This is a genomic window from Streptomyces longisporoflavus (assembly GCF_014649775.1).
Taxonomy (GTDB): domain Bacteria; phylum Actinomycetota; class Actinomycetes; order Streptomycetales; family Streptomycetaceae; genus Streptomyces; species Streptomyces longisporoflavus.
Window position 1 is genome coordinate 106,736 of the sequence record NZ_BMTR01000017.1, and the last position, 25,600, is coordinate 132,335.

At 70.8% G+C, this 25,600-nt stretch carries 24 protein-coding genes; 12 read left to right on the forward strand and 12 right to left on the reverse strand.

The features are described 5' to 3' along the window. The first annotated feature begins 87 nt into the window (after positions 1–87). Complete coding sequence (locus IE226_RS30380) at positions 88–1,080, forward strand: hypothetical protein (RefSeq protein WP_190084613.1); 993 nt, start codon at positions 88–90, stop codon at positions 1,078–1,080. A gap of 154 nt (positions 1,081–1,234) precedes the next feature. Continuing rightward, the gene (locus tag IE226_RS30385; protein ID WP_229871632.1) at positions 1,235–2,764 is read left to right on the forward strand and encodes an amino acid permease; all 1,530 of its coding nucleotides are present in this window, start codon (positions 1,235–1,237) and stop codon (positions 2,762–2,764) included. A gap of 67 nt (positions 2,765–2,831) precedes the next feature. On the opposite strand, the gene IE226_RS30390 is transcribed toward IE226_RS30385, so the two are convergent. From IE226_RS30390 to IE226_RS30405, 4 genes are all read right to left on the reverse strand, one after another. Continuing rightward, positions 2,832–3,386, reverse strand: a complete 555-nt coding sequence (locus tag IE226_RS30390; RefSeq protein ID WP_190084614.1) for a GNAT family N-acetyltransferase — start codon at positions 3,384–3,386, stop codon at positions 2,832–2,834. A 93-nt stretch (positions 3,387–3,479) separates the two neighbouring features. Then, complete coding sequence (locus tag IE226_RS30395; RefSeq protein WP_190084615.1) at positions 3,480–4,214, reverse strand: SDR family oxidoreductase; 735 nt, start codon at positions 4,212–4,214, stop codon at positions 3,480–3,482. A gap of 117 nt (positions 4,215–4,331) precedes the next feature. After that, positions 4,332–5,213, reverse strand: coding sequence for an NmrA family NAD(P)-binding protein (locus IE226_RS30400; protein WP_190084616.1), 882 nt, complete (start codon positions 5,211–5,213; stop codon positions 4,332–4,334). Then, on the reverse strand, positions 5,206–6,255 hold the full coding sequence (locus IE226_RS30405; protein WP_190084617.1) for a saccharopine dehydrogenase NADP-binding domain-containing protein: 1,050 nt from the start codon (positions 6,253–6,255) through the stop codon (positions 5,206–5,208). Before IE226_RS30405 ends, IE226_RS30400 begins: the two co-directional genes overlap by 8 nt. An 82-nt stretch (positions 6,256–6,337) precedes the next feature. Here IE226_RS30405 and IE226_RS30410 point away from each other — a divergent pair, with 82 nt between their 5' ends. The 3 genes from IE226_RS30410 (at position 6,338) to IE226_RS30420 (ending at position 8,651) form a co-directional block, all read left to right on the forward strand. Continuing rightward, positions 6,338–6,970, forward strand: coding sequence for a TetR/AcrR family transcriptional regulator (locus IE226_RS30410; RefSeq protein WP_229871633.1), 633 nt, complete (start codon positions 6,338–6,340; stop codon positions 6,968–6,970). A 28-nt stretch (positions 6,971–6,998) separates the two neighbouring features. Then, a complete protein-coding gene (locus IE226_RS30415; RefSeq protein ID WP_190084619.1) occupies positions 6,999–8,240 on the forward strand; it encodes a glycosyltransferase in 1,242 nt (413 codons plus the stop codon). A gap of 123 nt (positions 8,241–8,363) precedes the next feature. Beyond that, positions 8,364–8,651 carry a DUF4190 domain-containing protein gene (locus tag IE226_RS30420; RefSeq protein WP_190084620.1) on the forward strand — a complete coding sequence of 96 codons (288 nt, stop codon included), beginning with the start codon at positions 8,364–8,366 and terminating at the stop codon, positions 8,649–8,651. A gap of 205 nt (positions 8,652–8,856) precedes the next feature. On the opposite strand, the gene IE226_RS30425 is transcribed toward IE226_RS30420, so the two are convergent. Then, positions 8,857–10,224: a radical SAM protein gene (locus IE226_RS30425; protein WP_190084621.1), complete on the reverse strand. Its 1,368-nt coding sequence runs from the start codon at positions 10,222–10,224 to the stop codon at positions 8,857–8,859. A 167-nt stretch (positions 10,225–10,391) separates the two neighbouring features. Here IE226_RS30425 and IE226_RS30430 point away from each other — a divergent pair, with 167 nt between their 5' ends. After that, positions 10,392–11,744, forward strand: coding sequence for a CAP domain-containing protein (locus IE226_RS30430; RefSeq protein ID WP_190084622.1), 1,353 nt, complete (start codon positions 10,392–10,394; stop codon positions 11,742–11,744). Positions 11,745–11,789: 45 nt separating this feature from the next. Here the strand turns inward: IE226_RS30430 and IE226_RS30435 are convergent, their stop codons facing one another. The 6 genes from IE226_RS30435 to IE226_RS30460 form a co-directional block, all read right to left on the reverse strand. Next, on the reverse strand, positions 11,790–12,800 hold the full coding sequence (locus tag IE226_RS30435; RefSeq protein ID WP_190084623.1) for a Gfo/Idh/MocA family protein: 1,011 nt from the start codon (positions 12,798–12,800) through the stop codon (positions 11,790–11,792). Next, positions 12,797–13,849 carry a Gfo/Idh/MocA family protein gene (locus tag IE226_RS30440; RefSeq protein ID WP_190084624.1) on the reverse strand — a complete coding sequence of 351 codons (1,053 nt, stop codon included), beginning with the start codon at positions 13,847–13,849 and terminating at the stop codon, positions 12,797–12,799. The genes IE226_RS30435 and IE226_RS30440 overlap by 4 nt, the downstream gene beginning before the upstream one ends. A gap of 63 nt (positions 13,850–13,912) precedes the next feature. Further along, the gene (locus IE226_RS30445) at positions 13,913–14,767 is read right to left on the reverse strand and encodes a carbohydrate ABC transporter permease (RefSeq protein WP_190084625.1); all 855 of its coding nucleotides are present in this window, start codon (positions 14,765–14,767) and stop codon (positions 13,913–13,915) included. After that, positions 14,760–15,707, reverse strand: a complete 948-nt coding sequence (locus IE226_RS30450) for a carbohydrate ABC transporter permease (RefSeq protein ID WP_190084626.1) — start codon at positions 15,705–15,707, stop codon at positions 14,760–14,762. The genes IE226_RS30445 and IE226_RS30450 overlap by 8 nt, the downstream gene beginning before the upstream one ends. Continuing rightward, positions 15,707–16,963, reverse strand: coding sequence for an ABC transporter substrate-binding protein (locus tag IE226_RS30455; RefSeq protein ID WP_190084627.1), 1,257 nt, complete (start codon positions 16,961–16,963; stop codon positions 15,707–15,709). Before IE226_RS30455 ends, IE226_RS30450 begins: the two co-directional genes overlap by 1 nt. A gap of 25 nt (positions 16,964–16,988) precedes the next feature. Continuing rightward, positions 16,989–18,158 (reverse strand): ROK family transcriptional regulator, encoded by a 1,170-nt coding sequence (locus tag IE226_RS30460; protein ID WP_229871634.1) that lies wholly within the window; start codon positions 18,156–18,158, stop codon positions 16,989–16,991. Positions 18,159–18,407: 249 nt separating this feature from the next. Between IE226_RS30460 and IE226_RS30465 the strand changes: the two genes are divergently transcribed. From IE226_RS30465 to IE226_RS30490, 6 genes are all read left to right on the forward strand, one after another. Further along, a complete protein-coding gene (locus IE226_RS30465; protein WP_190084628.1) occupies positions 18,408–19,220 on the forward strand; it encodes an SAM-dependent methyltransferase in 813 nt (270 codons plus the stop codon). 210 nt (positions 19,221–19,430) lie between these two features. After that, positions 19,431–20,522, forward strand: a complete 1,092-nt coding sequence (locus tag IE226_RS30470; RefSeq protein WP_190084629.1) for a mechanosensitive ion channel family protein — start codon at positions 19,431–19,433, stop codon at positions 20,520–20,522. A 134-nt stretch (positions 20,523–20,656) separates the two neighbouring features. Continuing rightward, positions 20,657–21,607 carry an ABC transporter ATP-binding protein gene (locus IE226_RS30475; protein WP_190084630.1) on the forward strand — a complete coding sequence of 317 codons (951 nt, stop codon included), beginning with the start codon at positions 20,657–20,659 and terminating at the stop codon, positions 21,605–21,607. Beyond that, positions 21,604–22,587: an ABC transporter permease gene (locus IE226_RS30480; RefSeq protein ID WP_190084631.1), complete on the forward strand. Its 984-nt coding sequence runs from the start codon at positions 21,604–21,606 to the stop codon at positions 22,585–22,587. The genes IE226_RS30475 and IE226_RS30480 overlap by 4 nt, the downstream gene beginning before the upstream one ends. A 48-nt stretch (positions 22,588–22,635) precedes the next feature. Beyond that, the gene (locus tag IE226_RS30485) at positions 22,636–23,040 is read left to right on the forward strand and encodes a GntR family transcriptional regulator (protein WP_190084697.1); all 405 of its coding nucleotides are present in this window, start codon (positions 22,636–22,638) and stop codon (positions 23,038–23,040) included. Between the two features lie 136 nt (positions 23,041–23,176). Then, on the forward strand, positions 23,177–24,973 hold the full coding sequence (locus tag IE226_RS30490) for an acyl-CoA dehydrogenase (protein ID WP_190084632.1): 1,797 nt from the start codon (positions 23,177–23,179) through the stop codon (positions 24,971–24,973). Here IE226_RS30490 and IE226_RS30495 read toward each other — a convergent pair. Then, entirely contained in the window at positions 24,915–25,574 is a 660-nt protein-coding gene (locus IE226_RS30495; protein WP_190084633.1) for a DUF6629 family protein, read from the reverse strand. The genes IE226_RS30490 and IE226_RS30495 overlap by 59 nt on opposite strands. Positions 25,575–25,600: the final 26 nt, after the last annotated feature.

A 25,600-nucleotide genomic window follows, 5' to 3' on the forward strand; every position in this document is an offset into this window, starting at 1 on the left:
GATCTACACTGACCGCCGAACAACATCATTCCGTCATAGGCAAGTTCATACGCTCTGCCGTCCGCCCTCCTCCCCCACAGAGGATCCATGCCCACTCCGTCAGGCCGCCCCGTTTACCACCCGGCGGGCCACGACGAACAGTTGCGCGCCGTGCTCCAGGACCTCAGAACGGGTCGCTGGGTCTCGACGCGCAACCTGCTCGACTCCACGCCCGACTGGGGCCTTTGGACGCAACGCACGCAGATCCTGGCGGCCGCCGTCGCCGGTTCGGACGTGGTCACGGCCTGGCGGGCCGAGGAGCCGCACAGCGCGTCTGCGTCCGTGCTGCACACCAGGGTCCTGGTCGAACGGACCCTGCGCGCCCATCGCGCCGGACACCGCCACACCAACGAGTTGTGGCGCGAGGCGGCGGCCGCGTGCGGAGCCGCGGTCGACGCCTCGCCCGAGGATCCCGTGCCCTGGGTCTGTCTGCTCGCCCTCGCCCAGCTCGACAAGGGGCAGCGGTGGGACGAGCACCGGGTGCCGGCCCCCGAGCCCATGCTCTTCCCCGGCCCCTGGCACCTCCTCGCCGAGGCCGACAAGCGCGACCCCGGCAACCGCGAGGCCTACCACCGGATGCTGCAGTTCGCCTACACGCGCCGCCCCGGAGGCCCGCTCACCGAAGCGGTCAACTTCGCCCACTGGGCGTCCGGTTCGGCGCACACCGGCTCGGCCCTGCACGTACTTCCCCTGTATGTGCGCGTCGAGCGGTACCGCAAGGACGGCGGCAGCGAGCACGCCCTGGACCTGCACTGGATAGGGGAGGACGCGACCCGCTCCGCGCTGCGCGCGCTGCACCTGTGGTTCGAGCACGCACTGCCCGCGGCGACCTCGCTCCTCGACCTCAACTACCTGGCCCACGCGTTATGGGGTGCCCACCAATTCGCGGACGCCGGGCGGGTGTTCGAGGTGCTCGACCCGTTCTACACCGCGGCGCCGTGGACGTACCGCACCCGGTCTCCCGGTGACGCGGACGCGGCGGCCGAGGCATTCACGCAGGCACGTACGCGCTGTCTGGCGGCCGCACGGGATTCGGGCTGAGGCGCCCGGCCACGGACTTCCGCGGCAGCCGCACGCGCCGGAGCGGCTCCCCCCCGAACCGTTCCTTCCCCGGCTACCCGTACGACCGCTTCATGCAAGACCGCTCCTTGTACGACCACTCCTTGTACGACCGCTCCCCGACGGAGGTACACCCGTGTCCCGCACCACCTGGTCGAGCACCGCCTCGGCCAAAGCCCCGCTGCCCGACGAGGAACAGAGGCTCAGGGAGCTCGGCTACCAGCCGGTCCTCGCGCGCCGGATGGGCGGCTTCGGCAACTTCGCCATCAGCTTCTCCGTCATCTCCATCCTCTCCGGCTGCATGACCCTCTACGGCTTCGGGCTCGGTACCGGCGGCCCGGCCGTGATGCTCTGGGGCTGGGCGGGCGTCGGCCTCTTCGTGCTCTTCGTGGGCATGGCGCTCGCCGAGGTCACCAGCGCGTACCCGACGTCGGGTGCCCTCTACTACATGGCCGACCGGCTCGGCGGGCGCCGCTGGGGCTGGTACACGGGCTGGCTGAACCTGCTCGGTCTGCTCGGCGCGATAGCGGGCATCGACTACGGCGCCGCGCTCTTCTCCGGGGCGTTCCTGAACTTGAAGTTCGGCTTCACGCCGACGCCGGAGAAGACCTTCGTGATCTTCCTCTGCATCCTGCTCCTGCACGCCGTACTGAACCTGTTCAACGTGCGCCTGGTGAGCCTGCTCAACTCCATCAGCGTGTGGTGGCACGTGGCCGGTGTCGCCGTGATCGTCGGCGTCCTCGCGATCGTGCCGGACCACCACCAGTCGCCGAGGTTCGTCTTCGGTGAGTTCGTCAACGACACCGGATGGGACAACCCGCTCTACGTCACGGCGATCGGTCTGCTCCTCGCGCAGTACACCTTCTGCGGTTACGACGCCTCCGCGCACCTGTCGGAGGAGACCTCCAACGCCTCGGTGACCGCGGCGCGCGGCATCGTGCGGGCCATCTGGGCGTCGTGGATCGCCGGTTTCGTCCTGCTCGCCGGTCTGACCTTCGCGATCCAGGACTACGCGGGCACCCGGGCGACCGAGACCGGTGTACCGCCGGCGCAGATCATGATCGACGCCATCGGCGAGGCCGGCGCCACCGCTCTGCTGCTCATCGTGATCGTGGCGCAGCTGTTCTGCGGCAACGCCGAGACCGCCGCGGCCAGCCGTATGGTGTTCGCGTTCAGCCGCGACAACGCGCTGCCCGGCTCGAAGGTGTGGCGCAAGGTCAGCTCGCGCACCCAGGTGCCGGTGCCCGCGGTCTGGCTCTCGGTCGGTCTCGCCGCGGTGATCGCGCTGCCGTCCCTCTACTCGACGACCGCGTACACGGCCGTGACCGCCATCAACGTCATCGGCATCACGCCCGCGTACGCCATCCCGATCTACCTGCGCCTCCGGGCGGGCGACCGCTTCGAGAAGGGCCCGTGGAACCTCGGGCGCTGGAGCAAGCCCGTCGGCTGGATCGCGGTGGTCTGGGTGGCGTTCGTGACGGTCCTGTTCTGCCTGCCCCAGGCCTCGCCGGTGACGGTCGACTCGATGAACTACGCGTCGATCGCGCTGGTCGCGGTGCTGACCCTCGCCACGGTGTGGTGGTTCGTGGCCCGGCGCTCCTACAGCACGCCTTCGGCGTACGGGTCGGAGCGGGAGCAGGCGGAGATCGCGGAGGACATCGTCTAGAGGGTCGGCGGGTCCTCCGAGGGTCGGCAGGAACTCTTCGTACGGCCGTGCCCCGGCCGGGACGCCCTTACGGGGTACGGTCGTTGAGGATCCGCTGGAAGAGCCGGTGGTCGCGCCAGGCGCCGTTGATGTGCAGGAACTCCGGCGCGACACCGAACTCCTCGAAGCCGCACTTGGTGAGGACCCGCTGCGAGGGGACGTTGTCGAGGAGGGTGCCCGCCTCGACGCGGTGCAGGCCGAGCTCGGCGTCCGCCGACGCGCAGGCGTACGTCACCGCGGCGGTGGCGAGGCCCTTGCCGACGTGGTCCACGTCGATCCAGTAGCCGAGGTTTCCGCTGCGCAACGGGCCGAGAACGATGGTCGACAGAGTGACCGAGCCGACGATGTCCCCGTCGCGGTCGAGCACCCACGGTGCCGCCCGCCCGGCACGGCACTCCTCCAGCTGGGCGCGGAGCCGGGCGGTCTGCGCCTGCGTGGTGAAGTAGTCCTCCGGTCTGGTGGGCTCCCACGGCTCCAGGTGGGTACGGCTGCGCAGCCGTGCGCGGGCGAGACCGCCCGCGTCCTCCAGCGTTGCGGGGCGCATGACGACGTCCGGGGTGATGCGGGCGGATTCGGTGATCATGTGCCCAGCGTAAGGACTGCGGCGGGTGTGCGGGGCGGTCCGCCGGCCTTGCGTCTGCTCGGGTCTGCCGGCCTCTGCGTGCGTCTGCTGGTGTTATCTGCCGCCCGCGACGCGCATGATCGTGCCCGTCGCGTAGGAGGCCTCGTCCGAGAGCAGCCAGGCGACGGCCGCCGCGATCTCCCCGGGCCGGCCCGCCCGTCCCATGGGGATGCCGGCGGCCTGCTTCGCCGGGCGTTCGGGGTCCGCGTGGAACTCGGTCCAGATCACGCCGGGGGCGACGGCGTTGACGCGGATGCCGTGCGCCGCGACCTCCTTCGCCAGGCCGATCGTCATGGTGTCGACGGCTCCCTTGGCGGCGGCGTAATGGACGTACTCACCGGGGCCGCCGAGGGTCGCCGCGGCGGACGAGATGTTCACGATGCCGCCGCCGGTGCCGGTCCGCGTCATGTCGCGGACCGCGCGCCGGGCACAGAGGAGGTAGCCCAGTACGTTCACGTCGAGCGCGCGGCGCATGGCCGCGGCGTCTGCCTCCGCCAGGGGGCCCACCGGGGCGCCGATTCCGGCGTTGTTCACCAGTCCCGTGACCGGGCCGAGTTCCGCGGCGGCGGTCTCGAAGAGGCGGTCGACGTCTGTTTCGTCGGCGGTGTCCATGCGGACGGTGACGCAGGCCGCGCCTGCCGCGCGGACCTCCGCGGCCACCTTTTCCGCGGCGTCGGCGTCGGAGCGGTAGCCGAGGGCGACATGGTGGCCGCCCTCGGCGAGGCGGATGGCGATGGCCGCGCCGATACCGCGGCTGCCGCCGGTTACTACCGTGACGGGGTGGTGCACGTGCTCCTCCGGAGGGGCGGGGCGGACGGGGTAACCGTTTGATCGATCATGCACTTTGATCGATCATCGATCAACCCCTCCTCCGTCGTGACCAGTGAGGCCTCAGCCCCCTCCTCCTCAGCCCCGCCTCCTTCGTACGAACTCCGCCAGCGTCCCCGGCTCCCTCCCCCCGAACCGTTCGATCGACGGCGTCACCTCGTACAGCTCGTGGTGCGAGCCGATCTGGCGGAACAGTTCCCAGAGTTTGTCCAGATGGGCCACCGCATGAGCGTCTCCGTAGAGGGTCCTGGCCCGTTCCCGCCACTCCTGCGGCGACACGTCCACGTACTTGAGGCCGCCGCCGAACGTCTCGACGATCTCACCGACGGAGAGCACCTGTCCCGTGAGGAGCACGACCGGATCGGGGCACGGCGGGGCGGGGTCCGCGAGAAGGCCGGCTCCCACGCGGGCCACGTCCTCCCCCGCGATCAGCGGGAGCACCGTGTCCAGGGAGCCCAGCGGCATCGCGAGCTCACGGTCCGCGCCCGCCCGTACCAGGAAGTCCAGGTTCTCGAAGAAGACCCCGGCCCGCAGATGCACCGCACCGACCTCCGCCCGGTCGAAGACCTCCTCGGCGACCCAGTGCTGCCGCATCCGGGGCGTCCCCGCGTCCGGCGCCGCCGCCAGCTGGGACACCTCGACGACGCGTTCGAGGCCTTCCCGCCGGGCCGCCGCCGCGAACGCGCCGGTCGCCTCCAGCAGGCCGTCCGTCACCGGGTAGGTGAAGAAGGCGCGCCGCACGCCCCGCACGGCCGCGATCACGTCCGTGATCTCGCGGAGGTCGCCGACGACCACTTCGGCGCCCATGTCCCGCAGCTCGGCGGCGCGTCCGTCGTCGGTGCGCACGAAGGCACGTACGGCCTGACCGCGGTCGAGCAGCAGCCGCACCACGTGGCGGCCGGTGGAGCCCTGCTGTCCGCCCGCTGCTCCGGTGACGAGGACCGGCTCGTTCTCAGGCATGCTCGCTCTCCTTGCCCGGCAGCGTGAGCGTGAACGCGCCCCGCCGCTCCAGTGCCCGCAGGAACGGCTCGGCCGCGAAGGCCTCTCCGGGAGCCAGGACCCCCGTCTTGGCCGGGCCCCTCCCCTCCGCGATGCGCACCGCCGCCTCCACCGAGGCGAGCGCCGCCGCGCGCCACAGGTCGTGGCCGGTCAACTGGCCCGCCACGCTGTCTCCTTCCCTCATCACCTGGACGGCGACGGTGAAGTCGGTGGCCGACCGCTCACGCGCGTCGATGTCCTCGCTCTCGAAGGCGTCCTCCGCCTCGAAGGTGCTGGCGCTGAGCATCAGGTCGATGTTGCGTACGGGGACGTGCCGGGGCACCGTCACGACCTCGCTGGAAGGGAACGGCGCGATCATCGTGCGCGGGCCGAGCGGCGGCGGGAAGGGGAAGACGGCGTTACGGGGTTCGATATAGCCCGCGTGCAGGGCGCCGTCGCTGTAGGTGAGGCGTTCGGTTGCGGCGAAGAGGAGCGTCGCCGTGTTCTTGGCGCCGGTGGTCAGGCGCCAGCCGTCCACGGCGTACGCGAGGACGATCCGGTCGATGCCGGGGATGCCGTCGGCGACCGCGCCCGCGAGCAGGTCGCCGAGGCCGCCGTAGAAGCTGAGACTCGGGATCATGACGGCGCCGGTGCGTTGCGCCGTGGCCTGCACGGTGTCGAAGACGGCTTTGACGTGATGCGGTTCGAGGGCGTGGTCGATGTAGTGGCAGCCCGCTTCCGCGGCGGCGGTGGCGAGGGGTGCGCCGGTGACGGCGAAGGGGCCCGCGCACTGGATGAGGACGTCGGCTGCCGTCATCACGTCGCGCAGGGCCGCGGGGTCGTCCACGGGGGCGGTTCGGGTGCGGACCCGCTCGCCCGCGTCGAGTTCGCCGGCCATCGCGTCCAGCGCGGCGGCGTCGCGGCCGACCAGGAGTAACTCGGCGTCTCTGGCGAGCAGTTCGGCGGCCACGAGGCGTCCGGTGTGCCCATAGGCTCCGTAGATTGCGAAGAGCGGCTTTGTCATGCTCAACTCGCTTTCATACCTGAGGTATGCAACTGGTGCGGAACCTACGTACCCTGAGTATGTTCGTCAAGAGGAGCCGATCGTGAGCCCGCCCGTCCCGTCCGCGCGACCAACTGCCCGCCGCACACAGGCGGAACGCTCCGACGCGACCACCGCGCAGCTGATCGCCGCCGCGCAGCGGCTCTTCGGCCGGGACGGGTACGCCACGACGTCGATCGTCGCCGTGGCGGCCGCCGCCGGAGTCACCAAGGGTGCGGCCTACCACCACTTCCAGGGCAAGGCGGCCCTCTTCCGTTCGGTGTTCGTCCGCGAACAGGAGGAGATCGCCGCGGAGTTGGAGCGCGTGGCGGCCGAGAAGCCCGACGCCTGGTCCGCGCTGCGTCGCGGCTGCCACCGATTCCTGGAGCACTGCCTCGACCCCGGCTTCCGGCGGATCGTGCTGCTCGACGCGCCAGCGGTCCTCGGCTGGGAGACCGTACGCGAGATCGAGTACGCCCATACGCTGCGCGTACTCACCGGCGGCATGCGCGCCGCGGCGGCCGCCGGCCACATCGGGGAGGGAGACCTGAACGTACGCTGCCAGATGATGTTCGGGGCGCTGTGCGAGGCGGGCATGCTCCTGGCCCGCTCGCCCGACCCGGCGGCCGCACTCGCCTCGGTGACGGCGGAGGCCGATCGGCTTCTCTCGGCGCTCGCCGCGTCGGACAGGCCCTGAGGCCGCTGCCGTCTGTCATCCTGTCGCGGTGCGAGTACTGATCGTGACGGCAGGCAGCTGGGGCGACGTCGCTCCGTACACCGGACTCGGCGTGCGGCTGCGCTCCGCGGGTCACGAGGTGGCCCTGGCCACCCATGAGCGGTTCGAGCAGGCGGTGACCGCCCACGGACTCGGTTTCCGCGCCCTGCCCGTGGACCCGCGCCAGGAACTGGCGTCGCAGGGCGGCCAGGGCCTCGCCAGAGCGAGCAGTCCGCCCGTGGAGCTGGCCCGAGTGGCGCGCATGGCACGGGCGTTCATGCCCCGGCTGACCCGCGGCGTCACGGACGCCGTGCGACAAGGCACCGACGTGGTGCTCAGCTCCACGGTCACCGACCCCGCGTGCGCGGTGCTCGGCGAGGCGCTGGGGCTGCCGAGCATCGGCGTCTATCTCCAGCCGGTCCAGCCCACGCGCGCCTTTCCGCCGATCATGACCGGCTCCCGCTCGTTCGGCTCGCACGGCAACCGCCTTGCCGCCTATGCCCTGTGGGCCGGCACCGACCGCATCTTCACGCCCTCCGTCACCGCGCTGCGCCGCGAACTGGGGCTGTCACGGCGGAGGTTCGGCGGCATGCTGGGCATGCCGCGCGGGCGCAGCGTCCTGCACGGATTCAGCCCGCGCGTCGTCCCGCGTCCCGCGGACTGGCCCGCGGGGCACGAGGTCTGCGGCTACTGGTGGCCCCAGACCCCGCCCGGCTGGGAGCCGGACGCGCGGCTCCTCGACTTCCTGGACGCGGGCCCGCCCCCGGTGTTCGCCGGCTTCGGCAGTTGCGTCACCGCCGACGCCCGGCGGCTGAGCGGTCTGCTCGCCGACGCCATGCGCCGCGCGAGGGTGCGGGGCATCATCCAGGCCGGCTGGAGCGGCCTGCACGCCGAGAGCGACGATCTGATCACCGTGCAGGAAGTGCCGCACGCCTGGCTGTTCCCGCAGACCGCCGCGGTCGTCCACCACGCGGGCGCCGGCACCACCGCGGCCGGACTGCGCGCCGGGATTCCTTCCGTCCCGGTCCCCGTCCAGCTGGACCAGCACTTCTGGGCGGCCCGCCTGCATGCCCTGGGTGTCGCACCGCGCCCGCTGCGCTTCCAGCACCTCACCGCGCAGCGTCTCTCGTCGGCGCTCACCGAAGCCGTCCGCAGTCCCGCCCTGCGCGCTCGCGCCCGCGACATCTCCGGGGCTCTGGCCAGGGAGGACGGCATGCGCAAAGTCCTCACGGTGATCGAACGACTCGGGTGATCCTGCGATCGCCGCAATGTTAATCCTCAACCATGAAAACGGTCGGCTGATTACGTAATGAATAGCGGGGCACCCGGAGTTGCGTCACGTAAGGCTGAAATGCGATCTCCAAGGAGTGCGATCATGTCGGCTTACGGTAGTTCATCCGCGGCTTCGTCCGGCTCCCGGACGAATGGTCTCGCGATTGCCGGTCTTGCCTGCGGCGTCGTCGGGATATTCATCTTCAGCATCGTGCTCGGGCCGCTCGCGATCATCTTCGGTGCCGTCGCCCTGCGCCAGAAGGCGGTCAAGGGCAGCGGGGGCATGGCCAAGGCGGCCATCATCCTGGGCATCGTCGACGTCATTCTGGCCATCGTGCTGATGGCTGTCGCGGCCTCCTCCGGTGGATTCAGCTGGTACATCGGCGGTTGATCCGGCCGCGAGAAGTCAGGGCGGGTCGGGAGGTTTCACCGGTGGGGGAATGCGCGTGACGCGCATTCCCCCACCGTCTTCTGCACGGCTAATCGCTCACCCGGTTCCCATTGGACTTTCCGCCGACGGAATTCATCATTCCTGGTTCGAAAAGAACATTGCGCGCGCGGGGGTCGACGGATTGGATTGCCGAGGTCAGGACAGCCTAGGCCTTGCCGGGGGCCGCGGGTTCCGTCACCTGGTCCTCGGGGGCAGCTGCCTCGGGGGCCAGGCTGTCCATGAAGGACGAGACGGAGAACACCGCACGACCGGGGCCCGCGGGGCCGTATCCGGGCGGCGAGGAGAGGCCGTTGTCCTCCATCGTCGCGCGGTACGCCTCCAGGAGACGTACGTGGTACTCCAGCGGCGCGCCCTGCGGGTTGGCCTTGCCCAGCGGAGTCGTCGGCTCCGGGCACCAGGTGGTGAAGCGGGGCGTGATGCCGCGCGACATGAAGTACTGCAGGCCCTCGACGGTGGAGTCGATGGCCTCGCCGACCGTCTTGAAGCCGAACGGCTCCGCCATCTCCACGCCCGCAACGAAGTTCGGGATGACGTTGCGCGGCCCGAAGACCTCGGCGGAGTCCAGGATGCGGCGGTGCCACTCCTCGCGGCCGACGTAGCGCTCCTTGCCGGGGCAGTAGCGCTCGAAGAGGTACGGGTCCCACACCTCGTAGTTGGGGTGGTAGATCCGCACGCCGTAGTCGTGGAAGCGCTGTACGTCAGCCTTGGGCAGCGCCTGCGCGACGACCTTGCCGATCCAGCGGCCGGGGAAGCGCTCCTCGATGGCCTTCGCGTACTGCCCGTAGAAGTCGGCCTCGTCCTTGCCCTGGATCTGCGAGGTGATGGCGCCGCCGGTGAGGGTGTACGCGGTGGAGGACTTCGCGGTGTCGTACTTGTCGATGATGGCGAGGGCTTCGAGGACCTCGTCCATCGGCTTCACGCCCGTGTAGGGGCGGCCCGCCGCCTTCTGCTGGCGCCAGTTGTGGTTGATGTCGCAGTACTGGCACTCCTCCTTGGCGCCGAAGTACTGGCAGACCCGGAAGACCGTCAGGTAGATGAGGTAGCCCCACTGGATGGTGGGTGCCACCTCCATGACGGACTTGCCGTTCTCCAGCGTGTGCCGGTAGTAGTCCGGCATCGGGGGCAGGCCGACGTCGGAGATGCGGACGCCGTCCAGGTAGAGACCGAGGACGCCGTTGTCGTCGGCGGCCACGCGGTAGGGCGACGAGGGGTTCACGCGGACCGAGACGACCGTGCGGCGCAGGTCGTAGGGGCCGCCGGTGAGGACGATCTCCTCGGGCGGGCGGCGCAGGGCGGCGGCGCCGAGTTCGGGCAGGGTGCTGTGGTCGAAGGAGAAGATGAAGTACGACTTCGGCTTGACCTCGCCCCCCTCGTTGTCACTGAGGGCGGACTCGTCGAACGCCATACCGCCCCTGAGCAGGTCCTCCTTGATCACCGCTTCTCGCGGCACCTGCGGGAACCGCTCCATGAGTCCTTCGACGAGCTGGGTACGGCTCTCGCTGCGGCTTGCCATCTGCCGGGCACCTCGGATCCTGTCGGTGAATTGTGCTTTCCCGTGGGTCCCACGCTAATACCCGCCGATTTCGGCGCGGATCCGGCTCCGGTCTGAGCGGGCCTCCGTCCCGCCCGGCGCCCCCGTCTGCCGGGAACCTCGCGGTGCCGCTCTCGCGTTGTCCTTGCATGAACGAGCTGGTTGCCGGGGGGAACGTGCCGCTGCCGGACGGTGCCGTCACCCTCCGGGTGCCGGGGCCCTTCGACCTGTCCGTGATCGTCACGGGCGACGGCGGAATGGTCGCGGGCGACGCCGATTTCGTCCTGTACAACCAGCCCGCCGCGCCCGGCGCCCGCATCCAGGGCGACACGGTCACGGTCGACGGACGGCACCTGCGTGCCGGTGCCAGCCGCGTCACCGTGGCCGTCAGCCCGGCCGAGCCGGGCACTCCCCTGGGCCGCCTGCCCGGCATCGCGCTCCAGGTGCACGGCCCTGGCGGCCGGCCAGTGGCCCGTTTCACACCGCCGCGCCCCGACCGCGAGACGGTGCTGCTGCTCGCGGAGATCTACCGCAGGGGGACGGGCTGGAAGCTACGGGCACTCGGCCAGGGGTACGCGGACGGGCTCGCGGGGGTGGCGCGGGACTTCGGGGTGGACGTGGCGGAGGAGGGGGCGGCGGGGGGTGGCGGGGCGACGCCGACCGCGTTCCCGGTGCCGTCCTCTCGTCCCGCGCCCGCCGGGCCGGCCGCGTCTTCCGCGCCGCCCGCTCCCGGCGGGTTCCTCCCGCTGGTCAATGGCGCTCGCGCCTCCGTTGGCGCGCCTCCGGTCGCCCTCGACGCCCGGCTGACCGCCGCCGCGAGCGCGCACGCCGCCGGGATGGCGGCGCGGTCCGCGCTCAGCTCGGAACACGCGGACGGCACGTCCCTCTACCAGCGGGTCGTCGCGGGCGGGTACACGTACCTGGACATCGGCGAGCATCTGGTCTCCGGGCCGCGCACCCCCGCCGACTTCGTGGAGTACTGCCTCTCCGGCGAACAGTCACGGCGTACGGTGCACGGCCGCGCGTACACGCACGTCGGGGTGGCCCACACCGTCGACGCGCGCTCCGGCGACATCTACTGGACGGCGCTGTGGGCCAGCCCGTTCACCCCGCAGGGGCTCGCGGAGTGGGCGAACGCCGTGCTCCGCCTCACCAACGCCGAGCGGACCGCCGCCCGGCTCCGCCCCCTCTCCCCCGACCCGCTCCTTACGGTGGCGGCGCAGAACCACAGCGCGGACATGATCGCCCGCTCCTTCTACGCCCACACCTCGCCCGACGGCGGCGAACCCTGGCACCGTGCCTCCGCGGCGGGCAGCACGCACCGCTCGATCGGCGAGAACATCGCCTGCGGGCAGCGCACGCCCGCCGAGGTGGTGGACGGCTGGATGAACAGCCCCGGCCACCGGGCCAACATCCTCAAGCCCTCCTTCACCCACCTCGGCGTCGGCTTCGCGGGCGGCGGCTCCGCGGGTACGTACTGGACGCAGCTGTTCGGAGGGTGAGAGCGGCGGGCGGGGGCCGTGGCGGGCGTCGGACCAACTCCCCTCTCACCCCACCGCCACCGGCACCCCCCTCCGAGCCGACTCATAGCCCGCCGTCACGATCTTCAGTGTCCGCAGTCCGCCCTCGCCGTCGGCCACGTCCATTCCGCCCTCGGCCGGTCCGTACAGGAACGCCCGTAGCATCAGCTCGTCCAGGTCGGCGCCGAAGGGCAGTTCGAGGCCTTGCCCGCGGCGTTCGCTGAAGCCGTGGACCGCCTGGTCGAAGGCGTCCATTTCCAGCGTTGCCCGCTCGCCGACCACGGTGAGTTCGAGACCGCCCCAGGAGTGGTGCGATCGGGGGTGCGACCAGCTGCAGTCGATCGTGGCCACCGAGCCGTTGTCGTAGGTCACGGTGACGAGCCCGCTGGTCTCGGCGTCGACCTCGCCCGCGTACATGCGGTTGTTCGTCTGGGCGTACACGTCGACGGCGCGGGCCTCGCCGAAGAGGTCGTCCAGGAGGTCGGCGATGTGGACCGTGTGGTCCATCAGGGCACCGCCGCCCGCGAGTTCGGGGTCGGCGAACCAGCGCCGGACGGACGGCATGGAGCCGTTGTTCGCGCCGGACACCGTCAGGACCCGGCCCGCGTCGCCGGAAGAGACAGCCGCCTTGACGGCCGCGTACGCGGGGCTGAAGCGCACCGGGAAGGCGACCGCGAGCCGCACGCCGGCCTCCCGGCACGCCGCGAGCATCGCCTCCCCGTCCTCGACCGTCGTGGCCAGCGGCTTCTCGCACAGGACATCGACCCCGCGGGACGCGGCGAGCTCCACCAGCGGACGGTGCCGCGCATTCTCGGAGCAGACGATCACCGCGTCCGGGCCCCATGCGAAGGCCTCCTCGTACGTCGCCGCGTACGCGACCCCCCTCTCCTCGGCGAACGCACGCCCCCGCACCTCGCCGGGCGCGGCCGACGCGGTGTCCGGGTCGCTGCCGATCACCTCGACACCGGGCATGCGGGACAGGAGCCGCAGATATCCGGCCGCGTGGACATGGGCGAACGACAGCACGGCGACCTTCATCGCGTGACCTCCTTGATGTCCGACGCGATACCCGTCTTGATGTCCGACGCGATACCCGTGCGGAGCTCGACCGCCCGGCCCGTACGACTCGACTCCACCGCCGCCTCGGCGATCCGCACCGCTTCGATCCCGTCCCTCGCGCTCACCCGCGGTTCGCCGCCGCCCTCCTGCCACGAGGCCGCGAACTCGCGCAGTTCGGAGAGGTAGGGGCTTTCCGTCATCGGGCTCGAAGGGATGCCCTCGTTGGCCGCGCGCACCCCCTGCGCGGTGATGCGGTAGCCGGGCACGGACGTGGAGTCGTGCCGAAGGAGGCCGTGGCTGCCCGCGATCCGGAACGTCGTACGGAACTGCTGGTCCGGCAGGCCCCAGAGACCGGTGATGTGGCTGATGACGCCGGAGGCGTGGGTGAGGACGGCGGTGGCCGATACCACCTCGGCCTGCGTACCGCCCGTGGCGTGCTCGACGCCCCGCGTCTGCGCGTGCACGCGGACCACGTCGCCCGCGATCCAGCGGGCGATGTCGATGTCGTGCACCATCAGGTCCATGATCACGCCGCCGGACTGTGCGGGATCGGCGAACCACGGGGCCCACTGCGGGCGCGCCCCGCCCCGCGTGAACCGCAGTACGGCGAGGTCTCCGAGATCGCCGCTCCCGACCGCCCGGCGCATGGCCGCGTACGCCGGGAAGTACCGCACGACGTGCGCCGGGTGCAGCCGGACACCCGCCGCCTCGGCGGCCGCCGCGATCTCCTCGGCGTCCGAGGCGTTGAGCGCGAGCGGCTTCTCGCAGATGACGTGCCGGCCCGCGGCGACGGCCGCGAGGGCGAGCTCCTTGTGGGTGGGCGTCGGGGTGCAGATGTCGACGGCCGTGCAGTCGGCGAGCAGTTCACCGAGGCTCGCCGCCGCGACGACGTCGTGCCCCGCGTACTCGGCGGCGAGCTTCTCCGCCGAGCCGTCGACGGTGTACACGCCGACGCGCGCACCCAGCTCCAGCCAGCCGGGGAGATGGGCGCGGGCGATACCGCCCGCGCCGATCAAAGCTATTCGCATGAGCAGGGCTACCTTTCGTGGTTCCGGGCGGGGTGAGGGGGGGGCGGGCAGGTCGTGCGGGGGTCAGCTCTTGGAGCCGGAGAGTGCGACGCTCTGCACGAAGTGCCGTTGCAGAAAGACGTAGACGACGAGCATCGGCAGGCTGGCGATGAGCGAACCGGCCATCATCACGGGGAAGTTGGTCTCGAACTGCCCCTCCAGGGAGGTCAGTCCGGCGCTGATGGGCATCTTCTCCGGGTCGGTGTTCACGATCAGCGGCCACAGGAGGTCGTTCCACGACCACATCGCGGTGATGACGGCGAGCGCGGCGAGCGCGGGCCGCACCAGCGGCAGCATGATCGACCAGAAGATGCGGAACGGGCCCGCCCCGTCGATGCGCGCGGCCTCCTCCAGTTCCTTGGGGAGCGTGAGGAAGAACTGCCGCAGCATGAAGGTGCCGAACGCGCTGAACATGCCCGGAAGGAACAGCGCGGGCGCCGAGTTGAGCAGCCCGAGCCGCTGGATGATGTCGTACTGCGGAAGGACGAGCAGCGAGCTCGGCACCATGAGCACGGACAGGAAGAGCGCGAACAGGACGTTGCGGCCCCGAAACCGCATGCGCGCGAAGGCGTAGGCGGCCAGCGAGCAGAACACCAGCTGCCCGACCGTGCGCCCCACCGTGTTGAAGACGCTGTTGAAGAGCATCTCCTTGAACGGCAGCGCGGTGAAGACTTCTTCGAAGCTCGACCAGTTCCAGGTGTCGGGCAGGAAGGTGGGCGGCACCTTGGCCGTCTCGGCGAGGGACTTGGCCGCGGTGAGCAGCTGCCACAGGAAGGGGAAGACCATCACGAGGGCGCCCAGCGAGAGCACCGCGTGGGTGGCGACCGAGCCGGCGTTGAACCGTCGGCGGCTCGCCGGCCGTACGGAGGACTCAGGCATAGTGCACCCACCTCTTCTGCAGCCTGAACTGCACGAGCGTCAGCGCCGCGATGATCAGCATGAGCAGGAAGGCGAGGGCTGCGGCGGGGCCCTGGGCGTTCTCGACGAAGGCCCATTTGTAGAAGAGGCTCACCACGGACTGGGTGTCGCCGATCGCCGGGTTCTTCTCGGCCATCATGATGTAGATCAGGTCGAAGGTCTGCAGTGAGTTGATCATGCAGATGACGGACGCGAAGAAGATCGTGGGACTGAGCAGCGGCAGCGTGATCGTGAAGAAGCGGCGCAGCGGGCCCGCGCCGTCCAGTTCGGCGGCCTCGTAGTAGTCCCGCGGGATTCCCTTGATGCCCGCCATGAAGATGACCAAGTAGTAGCCGGTGGTCGACCAGACCATGACGGTGCCGATCGCGTACACGGCGGTCGAGGGGTCGGAGACCCAGTAGCGGCGGTCCGCGCCGAACCACTCGAAGACTTCGTTGATCAGTCCGTAGTCGCCGTTGTAGAGCCAGTTCCAGACGAGGCCGACGGCGACGGGGAGCGTCACGAACGGGACGAAGTAGAGGGCGCGGTAGACCGCCACGCCGCGCAGTCCGCGCCGGTTGAGCAGCGCCGCGACGCCGATCGCGATCGGCAGGGCGAGCAGCCCGATGACGCAGTAGATGAGCGTGTTGCCCAGTGCCTGCCAGACGGTGACGTCCTTGAGGACACGCACGTAGTTGTCCGTGCCGATCCAGGTGTTGCCGCCGAATGCCCCGAACTCGGTGAAGCTGTAGAAGAAGGTCTGGAGCAGCGGCCAGAAGTAGAAGACGGCGAAGCCGATGCCGAGCGGCGCGACGAAGAGGTAGGCGGCGCGCTGGTCACGGGACCCGGGCGCAGGGGCGCCGGCCGCCGGTTTGCGGCGTCCTGCCGCCTTCGCGGCCGCCGTGGAGGGAAAGACGCTCATCACGCGCGCTCCTCCTTCAGGGCCCGGTCCATCTGTTCGCCCAGCGTGCGGGCGGCACTCTCGATGCCGCCCTTGCCGCTGAACGCGGCGCCGAGGAGGGGGTACTGGAGGTTCTCCCAGACCGCGGTGTTCTTCGAGCTGGGGTATGGCACGGCGTACTCCAGCATGTCGACGAAGTGCTTCAGCTCGAACTCGGGCATCGACTTGAACCAGGCGTCCTGCGTCCCCTCGTACGAGGAGAGGGTGGCGCCCGCCGCCGCCTGGATCTCGGCGGCCTCGCGGCCCGCCATGAAGTGGACGAACTTCCAGGCCGCCTCCTTCTTGCGGCTCTTGGCGGAGATGACGTTGGCGAGGCCGTGGATGACCGTGGCGCGCTCGCGGCCCCCGGGCAGGACGGCGACGCCGCCGTGGTCCTTGAGGGCGGGGACGGCGTACATCTGGCCGGCCATCGCGGAGAGGTCGTAGTACATGGCGGTCTTCTCCGACCAGTAGCGGTTGCGGCCCTTGGACTCGACCATCGCGCTCTGCGGCGGCGACCAGCCGCGGTCGATCATGTCGGTCCAGTAGCGCAGGCCCTCGATGGAGCGCTCGTCGCCGAAGCCGGACTTCCCGTCCCTGAGGACGTAGCCGCCGGCTCCGAAGATGGCCGGGTAGAGCTGGCCCTGGCGGTCCATCTCGGCGGCCATGCCGTGCACGCGCTGACGGGGGTTCGTGAGTTCGGCGGCGGCGTCGCGTACGTCGTCCCAGGTCCATGTCGCGTCCGGGTACTTGATGCCCGCCTTGTCGAAGAGCGCCTTGTTGTACCAGAGGCCGATGGTGTCGAAGTCCTTGGGGATGCCGTACTGCGTGCCCTGGTAGGCGTAGATCTGCACCAGTGCTTCGGGGTGGCGGTCCACGGGGGTCGCGTCGCTCTTGATGTGTCCGCTCAGGGGTTCCAGGACGCCGCCGGCCGCGTACAGCTGGAGATTGACCGCGTTCATCCAGAACACGTCGGGGGCGGTGCCGCCGCGCATGGAGGTCTTGAGGGTGGTCCAGTAGCTCGACCAGGGGGTGAGCTCCATGCGCACGGATATGCCGGGGTTCTCCTTCTCGAAGGCGTCGATCACCTTCTGCAGGCCCGGCACCTGGGCCACGTCCCACACCCCGTACGAGAGGGTGGTCCGCCCACCGCTCTGCTCGCCGTCGTCGCTCTGGCCGGAGCAGGCGGCGAGCAGGGGCGCCGCCATCGCTCCGTACAGCAGAGTTCTCCTGCGCATGGGCCGCCTCCGCTTCCGGGTTCTGCTACGGGTGTCCTGGAGCTGTCCTGAAGCTCTCCTGGAGCGCCGAATCCGTCAGGAGATCGGATTCGACCTGGTCGAGTGCCTTGCGTACGGCGCCGATCGCGACGCCTTTCCCGCCGAGCGTGCTCAGCGCGATACGGGGGACGTGCAGGGTCAGCGGGCGCAGCCTGTCCTCGATCAGCGGCACGAGATGGCCGCCCAGCGGGGTCGCGCCGCCGGTGAGCACCACGAGCTCCGGGTCGACGGCGAGGGCGAGGGCGGCGATGCCCGGTGAGATGCGGTCGGCGAAGTCGGCGACGGCGGCGAGTGCGCGCGGGTCCGCGTCGTCCGCGGCGCGGGCGAGGGCGGCCACCTCGGACTCGCCGGGGTCGCGTGCGCCCTGCCAGCGAAGCGCTTCGTGCGCGGTGTCCATGCCGAGCAGCGGGAGCAGGCCCAGCTCGCCCGCGCCGCCGCGCCGCCCCCGGTGCAGCCGGCCGCCGATGGTGAGGCTGCACGCCACGCGGTGTCCCGTCAGGACGCAGACGACGTCTCCGGCGAGGGTGGCCGCGCCCTGCCAGCGCTCGGCGAGCACGGCGAGGTTGACGTCGTTCTCGACGAGGGTGTGGCCCGGCCCCTCGTCGGCGAGCAGCCGCGCGAGGTCGACGCCGGACCATTCGGGGATGACGTGGGAGGTGATGGTGCCGCCCGCGTCGACGACTCCGGGGACGCCTACGCAGCGGGCGAGGATGTCGTCGCGCCGTACGGCGTGGGCGGCCAGGAAGGTCGCGAGTCCCGCGCGCAGGAGGTCGAGCCGCTCGGCTCCGCCGAGGTCCGGGTCGATGTCCTCGCGGTGCGCGGCGAGCACGGTGCCGCCGAGATCGGCGAGGAGCAGCACCATCTTGTGCAGGCCGATGTCGGCGCCGACGACGCGGCCCGCCTCGACGCGGAACCGAAATCGCCGGGCGGGGCGGCCGGGGGCGCGCTCGCCCTCGTCGCGCTCGGCCTCGCCCGCCCAGCCGTGCGCGGTCAGTTCCTCCAGGGCGGATTCGACGGTGGGCCGGGAGAGTCCGGTGCCCGCGGCGAGCTCGGCGAGGGTCTGCGGGCTGCGGCGGTGCAGGGCGCGCAGCACGACGGTGGTGTTCAGGCGGCGCAGCGAGGCGAGGTCGTGCCCCCGTGTTCCGTTCCGCAACACTCTTTCACCCCATGTCGAGGTCAGGGCAGCTCTGTTGACCTGTGGGTCAACCGCTTCTCCCGGAGATTAAGGAGGAGACTTGCATAATCGTCGTGTCCGGGGAACCCTCTGCGCGGGCCCGGAATCGCCGCCGGCGAACCGGCCGCCTGCCACCACCGTGGTTCTTGAGCCCGGTGAGCCGAGCGGGCACGATGGCCGGATGCACGCGAAGTTCGTCTGAACGCCCGCCCGGAATATGGGAGTTGACGCATGACCGTGATCCCGCCACCCGCCACCCACCCGATCGACACCAGCAAGGCACACCCCGCCCGGGTCTACGACTGGTACCTGGGCGGCAAGGACAACTACCCGGTGGACGTGGAGCTCGGGCAGCAGATCGTGTCGCTCGAACCGCAGGCCAAGTACTACGCGCAGCACAACCGCTGGTTCATGCAGCGCGCCACGCGCCACCTGGTGGGCGAGGCCGGGATACGCCAGTTTCTGGACATCGGCGCGGGGATACCCACCGAGCCGAACCTCCACCGCATCGCCCAGTCGGCCGCCCCCGAGTCACGCGTCGTGTACGTGGACAACGACCCGACCGTGCTCGCCCACGCGGAGACGCTGCTGCGGGGGACGCCCGAGGGGGCGACGGAGTTCCTCCAGGCGGACGCGCGGGAGCCGGACAAAATCCTCGAACAGGCCGAGGGCGTACTGGACTTCTCCCGGCCGGTCGCCGTCTCGCTGAACGCGCTGCTGCACTTCATCAGCGACGAAGACGGTGCGTACGACGTCGTGGAGAAGCTCGTGGCCGCGCTCGCGCCGGGCAGCCATCTGGTCCTCTCCCAGATCTCCTCGGACTTCGATCCGGTGCGGACGCGGCAGGCGGTGGAGATGTACAAGGCGGGCGGCGTCACTCTGGTGCCGCGGGCGCGGGGCGAGGTGGAGCGGTTCTTCGAGGGCCTGGAGCTGCTCGACCCCGGCATCGGCTGGCTGCCGGACTGGCATCCGGAGCTCGGCGTCGACGAGGTCAGGAACGGAACCGCGGTGTCGATGTACGCGGGGGTGGCGCGCAAGTCCTAGCAGGTCAGCGGGTGCGGTGCGGGCCCGTGGGGCTGACCCGGGGTCAGGTGGTTCGGCGCGGGATGTCTGAAATGGCCCTGTGCCGGTCGAGTTGACGGCAGCCTTGGCACGAGCCCCCGGCGACGGCGCCGCACCCATGGGGCAGGATGACGCTCGCGCCGGACCGCGAACATGCGTCCGGCGCGCCCGCACAACCTGGAGAAGGAACTGATGGAGCGAGCCCTCACATGGCACGACCTGATCACCGCCGGTATCGCGGTGGCCGTTGGCATCGCGGCGGGTCTGCTGCTGCGCATGGTCCTGCGGTGGCTCGGTGAACGCGCCAGCAGGACCCGGTGGAGCGGCGATGACGTCATCGTCGACGCCATACGCACCCTGGTCCCCTGCGCGGCGATAACCGCGGGCGCGGCCGTCGCGGCCGCGGCTCTGCCGCTCACCCCGCGGACGGGCCGCAACGTCTCGATGACGCTGACCGCGCTGCTCGTCCTCGCCGCGACCCTGACGGCGGCCCGTGTCGTCACGCGCCTGGTGAAGTCCCTCGCGCAGTCCCGCTCGGGCGTCGCCGGCTCAGCGACGATCTTCGTCAACATCACCCGTGTCGTCGTGCTCGCGATGGGCTTCCTCGTCGTCCTGCAGACGCTCGGCGTCTCCATCGCCCCGATGCTCACGGCCCTCGGCGTCGGCGGCCTCGCGGTGGCCCTCGCCCTTCAGGACACCCTGGCCAACCTCTTCGCGGGCGTCCACATCCTCGCCGCGAAGACGGTGCAGCCGGGCGACTACATCAAGCTCAGCAGCGGCGAGGAAGGCTACGTCGTCGACATCAACTGGCGCAACACGGTGGTGCGTCAGCTGTCGAACAACCTCGTCATCATCCCCAACGCCCAGCTCGCGGGCACGAACATGACCAACTTCAGCCGCCCCGAGCAGGATCTGTCGATCATGGTGCAGGTCGGCGTCAGCTACGACAGTGACCTGGAGCAGGTCGAGCGCGTCACGACCGAGGTCGTGGAGAGCGTCATGAAGGACGTCGACGGCGCCCTTCCCGAGCACGAACCGGCCGTGCGCTTCCACACGTTCGGCGATTCCAGGATCAGCTTCACGGTGATCCTGGGCGTCGGCGAGTTCAGCGACCAGTACCGCGTCAAGCACGAGTTCATCAAGCAGCTGCACCAGCGCTACCGTGCCGAGGGCATCCGGGTGCCCGCCCCGGTCAGGACGGTGAACGTGCAGCAGGGCGAGCTGCCGCCGGGCCTGATCCCGCACCAGCGCGAGGTCATCGTGCCGGCGAAGTCGGCGCCGTAACGGCATCCGCCCGCGCCCCCTACGGGCCTCCCCCGCCCCTTGGCGTTCCGCCAGGGGGCGGTTTGACATGTTCGGCGCGGGCAGATCATGATTCCATTAATTGTTTAATGGAATCGAGAGAGGCGCGCGTGGACATGACCTTTGCTGACCCCGCCGACGCCGCGGGAACCCCGGGCGCGACCGCGCTCGAAGCCCGCGGCCTGGGCAAGCGTTACCGCCGCGGCTGGGCGCTGCGTGACTGCTCCTTCCGGCTGCCCGCAGGGCGGATCTGCGGTCTCGTCGGCCCCAACGGCGCGGGGAAGAGCACCCTGTTGGGGCTCGCCACCCGCCTGGTGACCCCGACCGAGGGCGAACTGCGCATCTTCGGTGTGCCGGTGGACGATCCGGCCGCGATGCCCCGCTTCGCCTTCCTCTCGCAGGACAAGCCGCTGTTCAAGCGGTTCACGGTGGCCGAGACGCTGCGCATGGGCAGCGAACTCAACCCCGGCTGGGACACGGCCGCCGCCGAGCGGATCGTGCGCTCCGGCAACGTCCCGCTGCACGCCAAGGTCGGCACGCTCTCCGGCGGCCAGCGCACCCGCGTCGCCTTCGCTCTCGCCTTCGGCAAGCGGCCCGATCTGCTGCTGCTCGACGAGCCGATGGCCGACCTCGACCCGCTGGCCAGGGACGAGATGGGCTCCCTGCTGATGTCGGAGGCCGTCGAGCGCGGCACGACGGTGGTGATGTCCTCCCACATGCTCTCCGAGCTCGAGGACATGTGCGACTACCTCCTGGTCGTCGCGGACGGCCGGATCAGGATGGCGGGCGACACCGAGGAGCTGGTCCCGGCCCACACCCTGGTGACCGGGCTCGCGCCCGACGGCACGCAGCCCGCCGACCTCACCCCCCACACGGTCGTCGAATTCCGGCTCCAGGGACGGCAGTTCCGTGCCCTCCTGCGCCCGAACGGCCCGCTGGCCCCGGACTGGGAGATCTCCGAACCGAGCCTGGAGGAAATCCTGCTCGCCCATCTGCGCACCCCGGGCGCGGAGCCGCTGTACACGCACGAAGCACGCGTCCAGGCCGAAGGGATCGCCGCCGCATGAGCACCACCACCCTGACCGAGCAGCCGCGCACCGGGCAGCCGGCCAAGAAGCCGGGCCTGCTGCACGGGCTCACCTGGCTCGTCCTGCGCCAGCACCGCACCACGTCGTGGATCGTCGTCGCCCTGACGGTGCTCGGCGCGGCCGCGATCATCTACGAGCGCGGCGCGATGGCCGACATGCTCGCCGGGATGGGCTGGCCCGACAAGGACGTCAGCCTGCAGAACGCCCCGCAGAGCTACGAGTACATCGCCGAGGCACTGGGCGCCCTGCCCGTCGTCCTCGCCGTCTTCATCGGCGCCCCGCTGATCGCGAGCGACCAGGAGCACGGCACCGCGCACCTGGTCACCACGCAGTCCGTGCCGCGCCGCCGCTGGCTCGCTGCCAAGCTGGCCTGGTGCCTCTCGCTCGTCCTCGTGGCCACCGTCGTGCTCTCCACGCTCTTCTCGTGGTGGTGGGAGCCCTACCGCGATCTCCTGCTCTCGGAGTGGCTGTCGGGCTCGGTCTTCGACAACACGGGCCCCATGCTGGCGGCGCTCTCCCTCTTCCTCACCATGAGCGGCATCGCGATCGGCATGCTGCTTCGCCGGGTGCTGCCCGCGATGCTGGGCACCTTCTTCTTCGCCCTGGTCGTCCAGGTGGCCTGGGGCCAGTTCCGGCACCTCCTCGGCTCGCCGCACATCATCAAGTGGCCGCTGAACGCCGACACGCCGGCCATGGTCAACAGCAGCGACATCGTGGAGACGGACCGCTGGGTCGGCAGCGCGGACGGGCAGCTCTACCCGTGGAGCACATGCGTCGAGCAGACCGAGAAGGCCTCCGACGCCTGCGTGAAGGAGCACGGCATCGTCGACAACGTGGTCGAGTACTTCGGCTACCCCCAGATGCCGGGCATGCAGTGGACCGGTGCCGCGCTGCTGCTCGGCGCGACCGCCGCCGTGGCCGTCTTCGTCCTGTGGTGGACGTCGCGGCGCCCCCTCTAGGGGCAGCCGTGACGGTTGGTACGTAAAGTGTCCGCAGACAAGCAGAGAGTGGGGACAGTGGTCGAATTCCGCATCGATCGGCGCAGCGGTGTGGCCACGTACCTCCAGATCGTGCGCCAGGTCGAACAGGCCCTGCGCATGGGCGCGTTGGTGGAGGGTGACCGGCTGCCCACGGCCGCGCAGGTCGCCGCGGCCACGAAGGTCAACCCGAACACGACGCTCAAGGCCTACCGCGAGCTCGAACGTGCGGGCCTCGCCGAGGTCCGCCAGGGAGCGGGGACGTTCATCACCCGCTCCCTGGCCCGGCCCGAGGCCGGCTCCGACTCCCCGCTGCGGAGCTCCCTCGCGCAGTGGATGCGGCAGGCGCGGGACGAGGGGTACTCCGGGCAAGAGGTCACGGCGCTGTTCGAGGCCGTGCACGCGGCGATGTTCCGGGCGGACCCGCAGCCCTGAGGCTGCCGCCCGCGGCCCGCCGCCGGGACCCGCCACCGGGCCGCGCTCGACAAACCCCATAAGCAACCGCTTAGTATCGGGGATGCGGGGCTCCTGCCCCGGCATCGGTACCGCCGCCACCGCATGGAGAATCCGCATGGCATCCCTGCTCCTGTCCCGTCGCGATCTCGAGTTCCTGCTGTACGAGTGGCTGGACGTGCCCGCGCTCACCGGCCGGGAGCGCTACGCGGACCACTCCCGCGAGACCTTCGACGCCGCCCTCGAACTGAGCGAGCAGATCGCCGCGCGGCACTTCGCCCCGCACAACAAGAAGGCCGACGCGCAGGAGCCGACGTTCGACGGGGAGCGGGTGCACATCATCCCCGAGGTCAAAGAGGCGCTGCGCGTCTTCGGGGAGTCGGGGCTCCTGGCGAGCGCCATGGACCACGAGATCGGCGGCGGGCAGCTGCCGGCCGTGGTGGCGCAGGCCTGCTTCGCGTGGTTCCAGGCGGCCAACGTCGGCACGGCCGCCTACCCCTTCCTGACCATGGGCAACGCCAATCTGCTCCTCGCGCACGCCTCCAAGGAGCAGATCGACACCTACGTACGCCCCATGGTGGAGGGCCGCTTCCTGGGGACGATGTGCCTCTCGGAGCCGCAGGCCGGTTCGTCGCTCGCCGATGTGGCGACGCGGGCCGAGGCGCGCGAGGACGGCACGTACCGCCTCTTCGGCAACAAGATGTGGATCTCCGGAGGCGAGCACGATCTGTCGGAGAACATCGTGCATCTGGTGCTCGCGCGCATCCCCGGCGGCCCGCCCGGCGTGAAGGGGCTCTCGCTGTTCATCGTGCCCAAGGTCCTGGTGGGCGACGACGGGGCGCTCGGTGAGCGCAACGACGTCGTGCTCGCGGGCCTCAACCACAAGATGGGCTATCGCGGGACCACGAACACCCTCCTCAACTTCGGCGAGGGCGCCCACCGGCCCGGCGGCGAACCCGGCGCGGTCGGCCACCTCGTCGGGGAGGCCCATCACGGCCTGGCGTACATGTTCCACATGATGAACGAGGCCCGGATCGGCGTGGGCCTGGGCGCCACCGCGCTCGGCTACACCGGCTATCTGCACGCCCTGGACTACGCGCGCGCCCGCCCGCAGGGCCGCCCGGTCACCGCCAAGGACCCGGCGGCGCCGCAGGTCCCGATCATCGAGCACGCCGACGTACGCAGGATGCTCCTTGCGCAGAAAACGTACGTGGAGGGCGCCCTCGCGCTGAATCTGTACTGCGGGCGGCTGCTCGACGAGCAGAACACCGGCGCCACGCCGCAGGACCGCGAAGAGGCCGGGCTGCTGCTCGACGTGCTCACGCCCATCGCCAAGAGCTGGCCGTCGCAGTGGTGCCTGGAGGCCAACAACCTGGCGATCCAGGTGCACGGCGGTTACGGCTACACGCGTGAGTACAACGTCGAGCAGTTCTACCGCGACAACCGCCTCAACCCCATCCACGAGGGCACGCACGGCATCCACGGCCTCGACCTGCTCGGCCGCAAGGTCGTCATGGGCGGCGGCGCGGGCCTGCGGCTGCTCGGCGAGCGGATCACGCGGACGACCGCCCGTGCCGCGGCGGCGGGCGGTTCCGCCGCCGGGTACGGGCGTGCGCTCGACGCCTGTGTGGCACGTGTGGTGGAGGTGACCCAGCGGCTCTGGTCGACGGGCGACCCGCAGACGGCGCTGGCCAACGCGAGCGTCTACCTCGAAGCGGTCGGGCATGTGGTCGTCGCGTGGATGTGGCTGGAGCAGATGCTGGCCGCCGAAGCGGGCACCGAGGACTTCCACGCGGGCAAGCTCGCGGCCTGCCGCTACTTCTTCCGCCATGAACTGCCCAAGACCGAGGCTCAGTTCACGCTTCTCGAAAGCCTGGACCGGACCGCCCTTGAACTGGACGAGAACGCCTTCTGACCCAGAGGTACAGGACCACCGAGCACACCGCCGCGAACGCGCACCAGGTGGAGATGTACTCCCGCCGCCACAGCAGGACGCACACCGCCGCCCCGACGGCGACCAGGACGCCGAACAGGACCAGGCCCCGGTCGCCGGAGAGGAGCAGGGAGCCGACGGTGGCGAGGAGGTATCCGGCGACGATCAGTCCGGGCTGCGGCAGCCCGAACACGTACCCGACCGTGTGGCCGCGGATCTCGGCCGTCACGGTGCGGGTCGCCAGGCAGTAGGACAGCGCCGCCGCCGTCGCGATCCCCGCCGCAAGAGGGATCAGGAGGCGGCGGCGCGCTCTGGGCGGTGCCGCGCACAGCACCGCGAGGGGCAGCCACAGCGGGAGCAGCGGCAGGGCGATCACGGCCCAGGCGAGAGTGGCGGGCCCGGCCCCGCCGTCGCCCCGCCACACCCGGGACTCGATGATCTGGTGGGCGCCGAGAAGGAGCGGGAGGGCGGCCAGCGGCAGGTCACGCGGGCTTCCGCCGCGGGCCGCCCGGGTCACGCAGGCGACCCCGACGGCCGCGACACCCGCGCCCGCCACGAGATCGGCCGTCTCGCTCCAGCACATGGGCCTCACGCTATGACCCGCGCCTC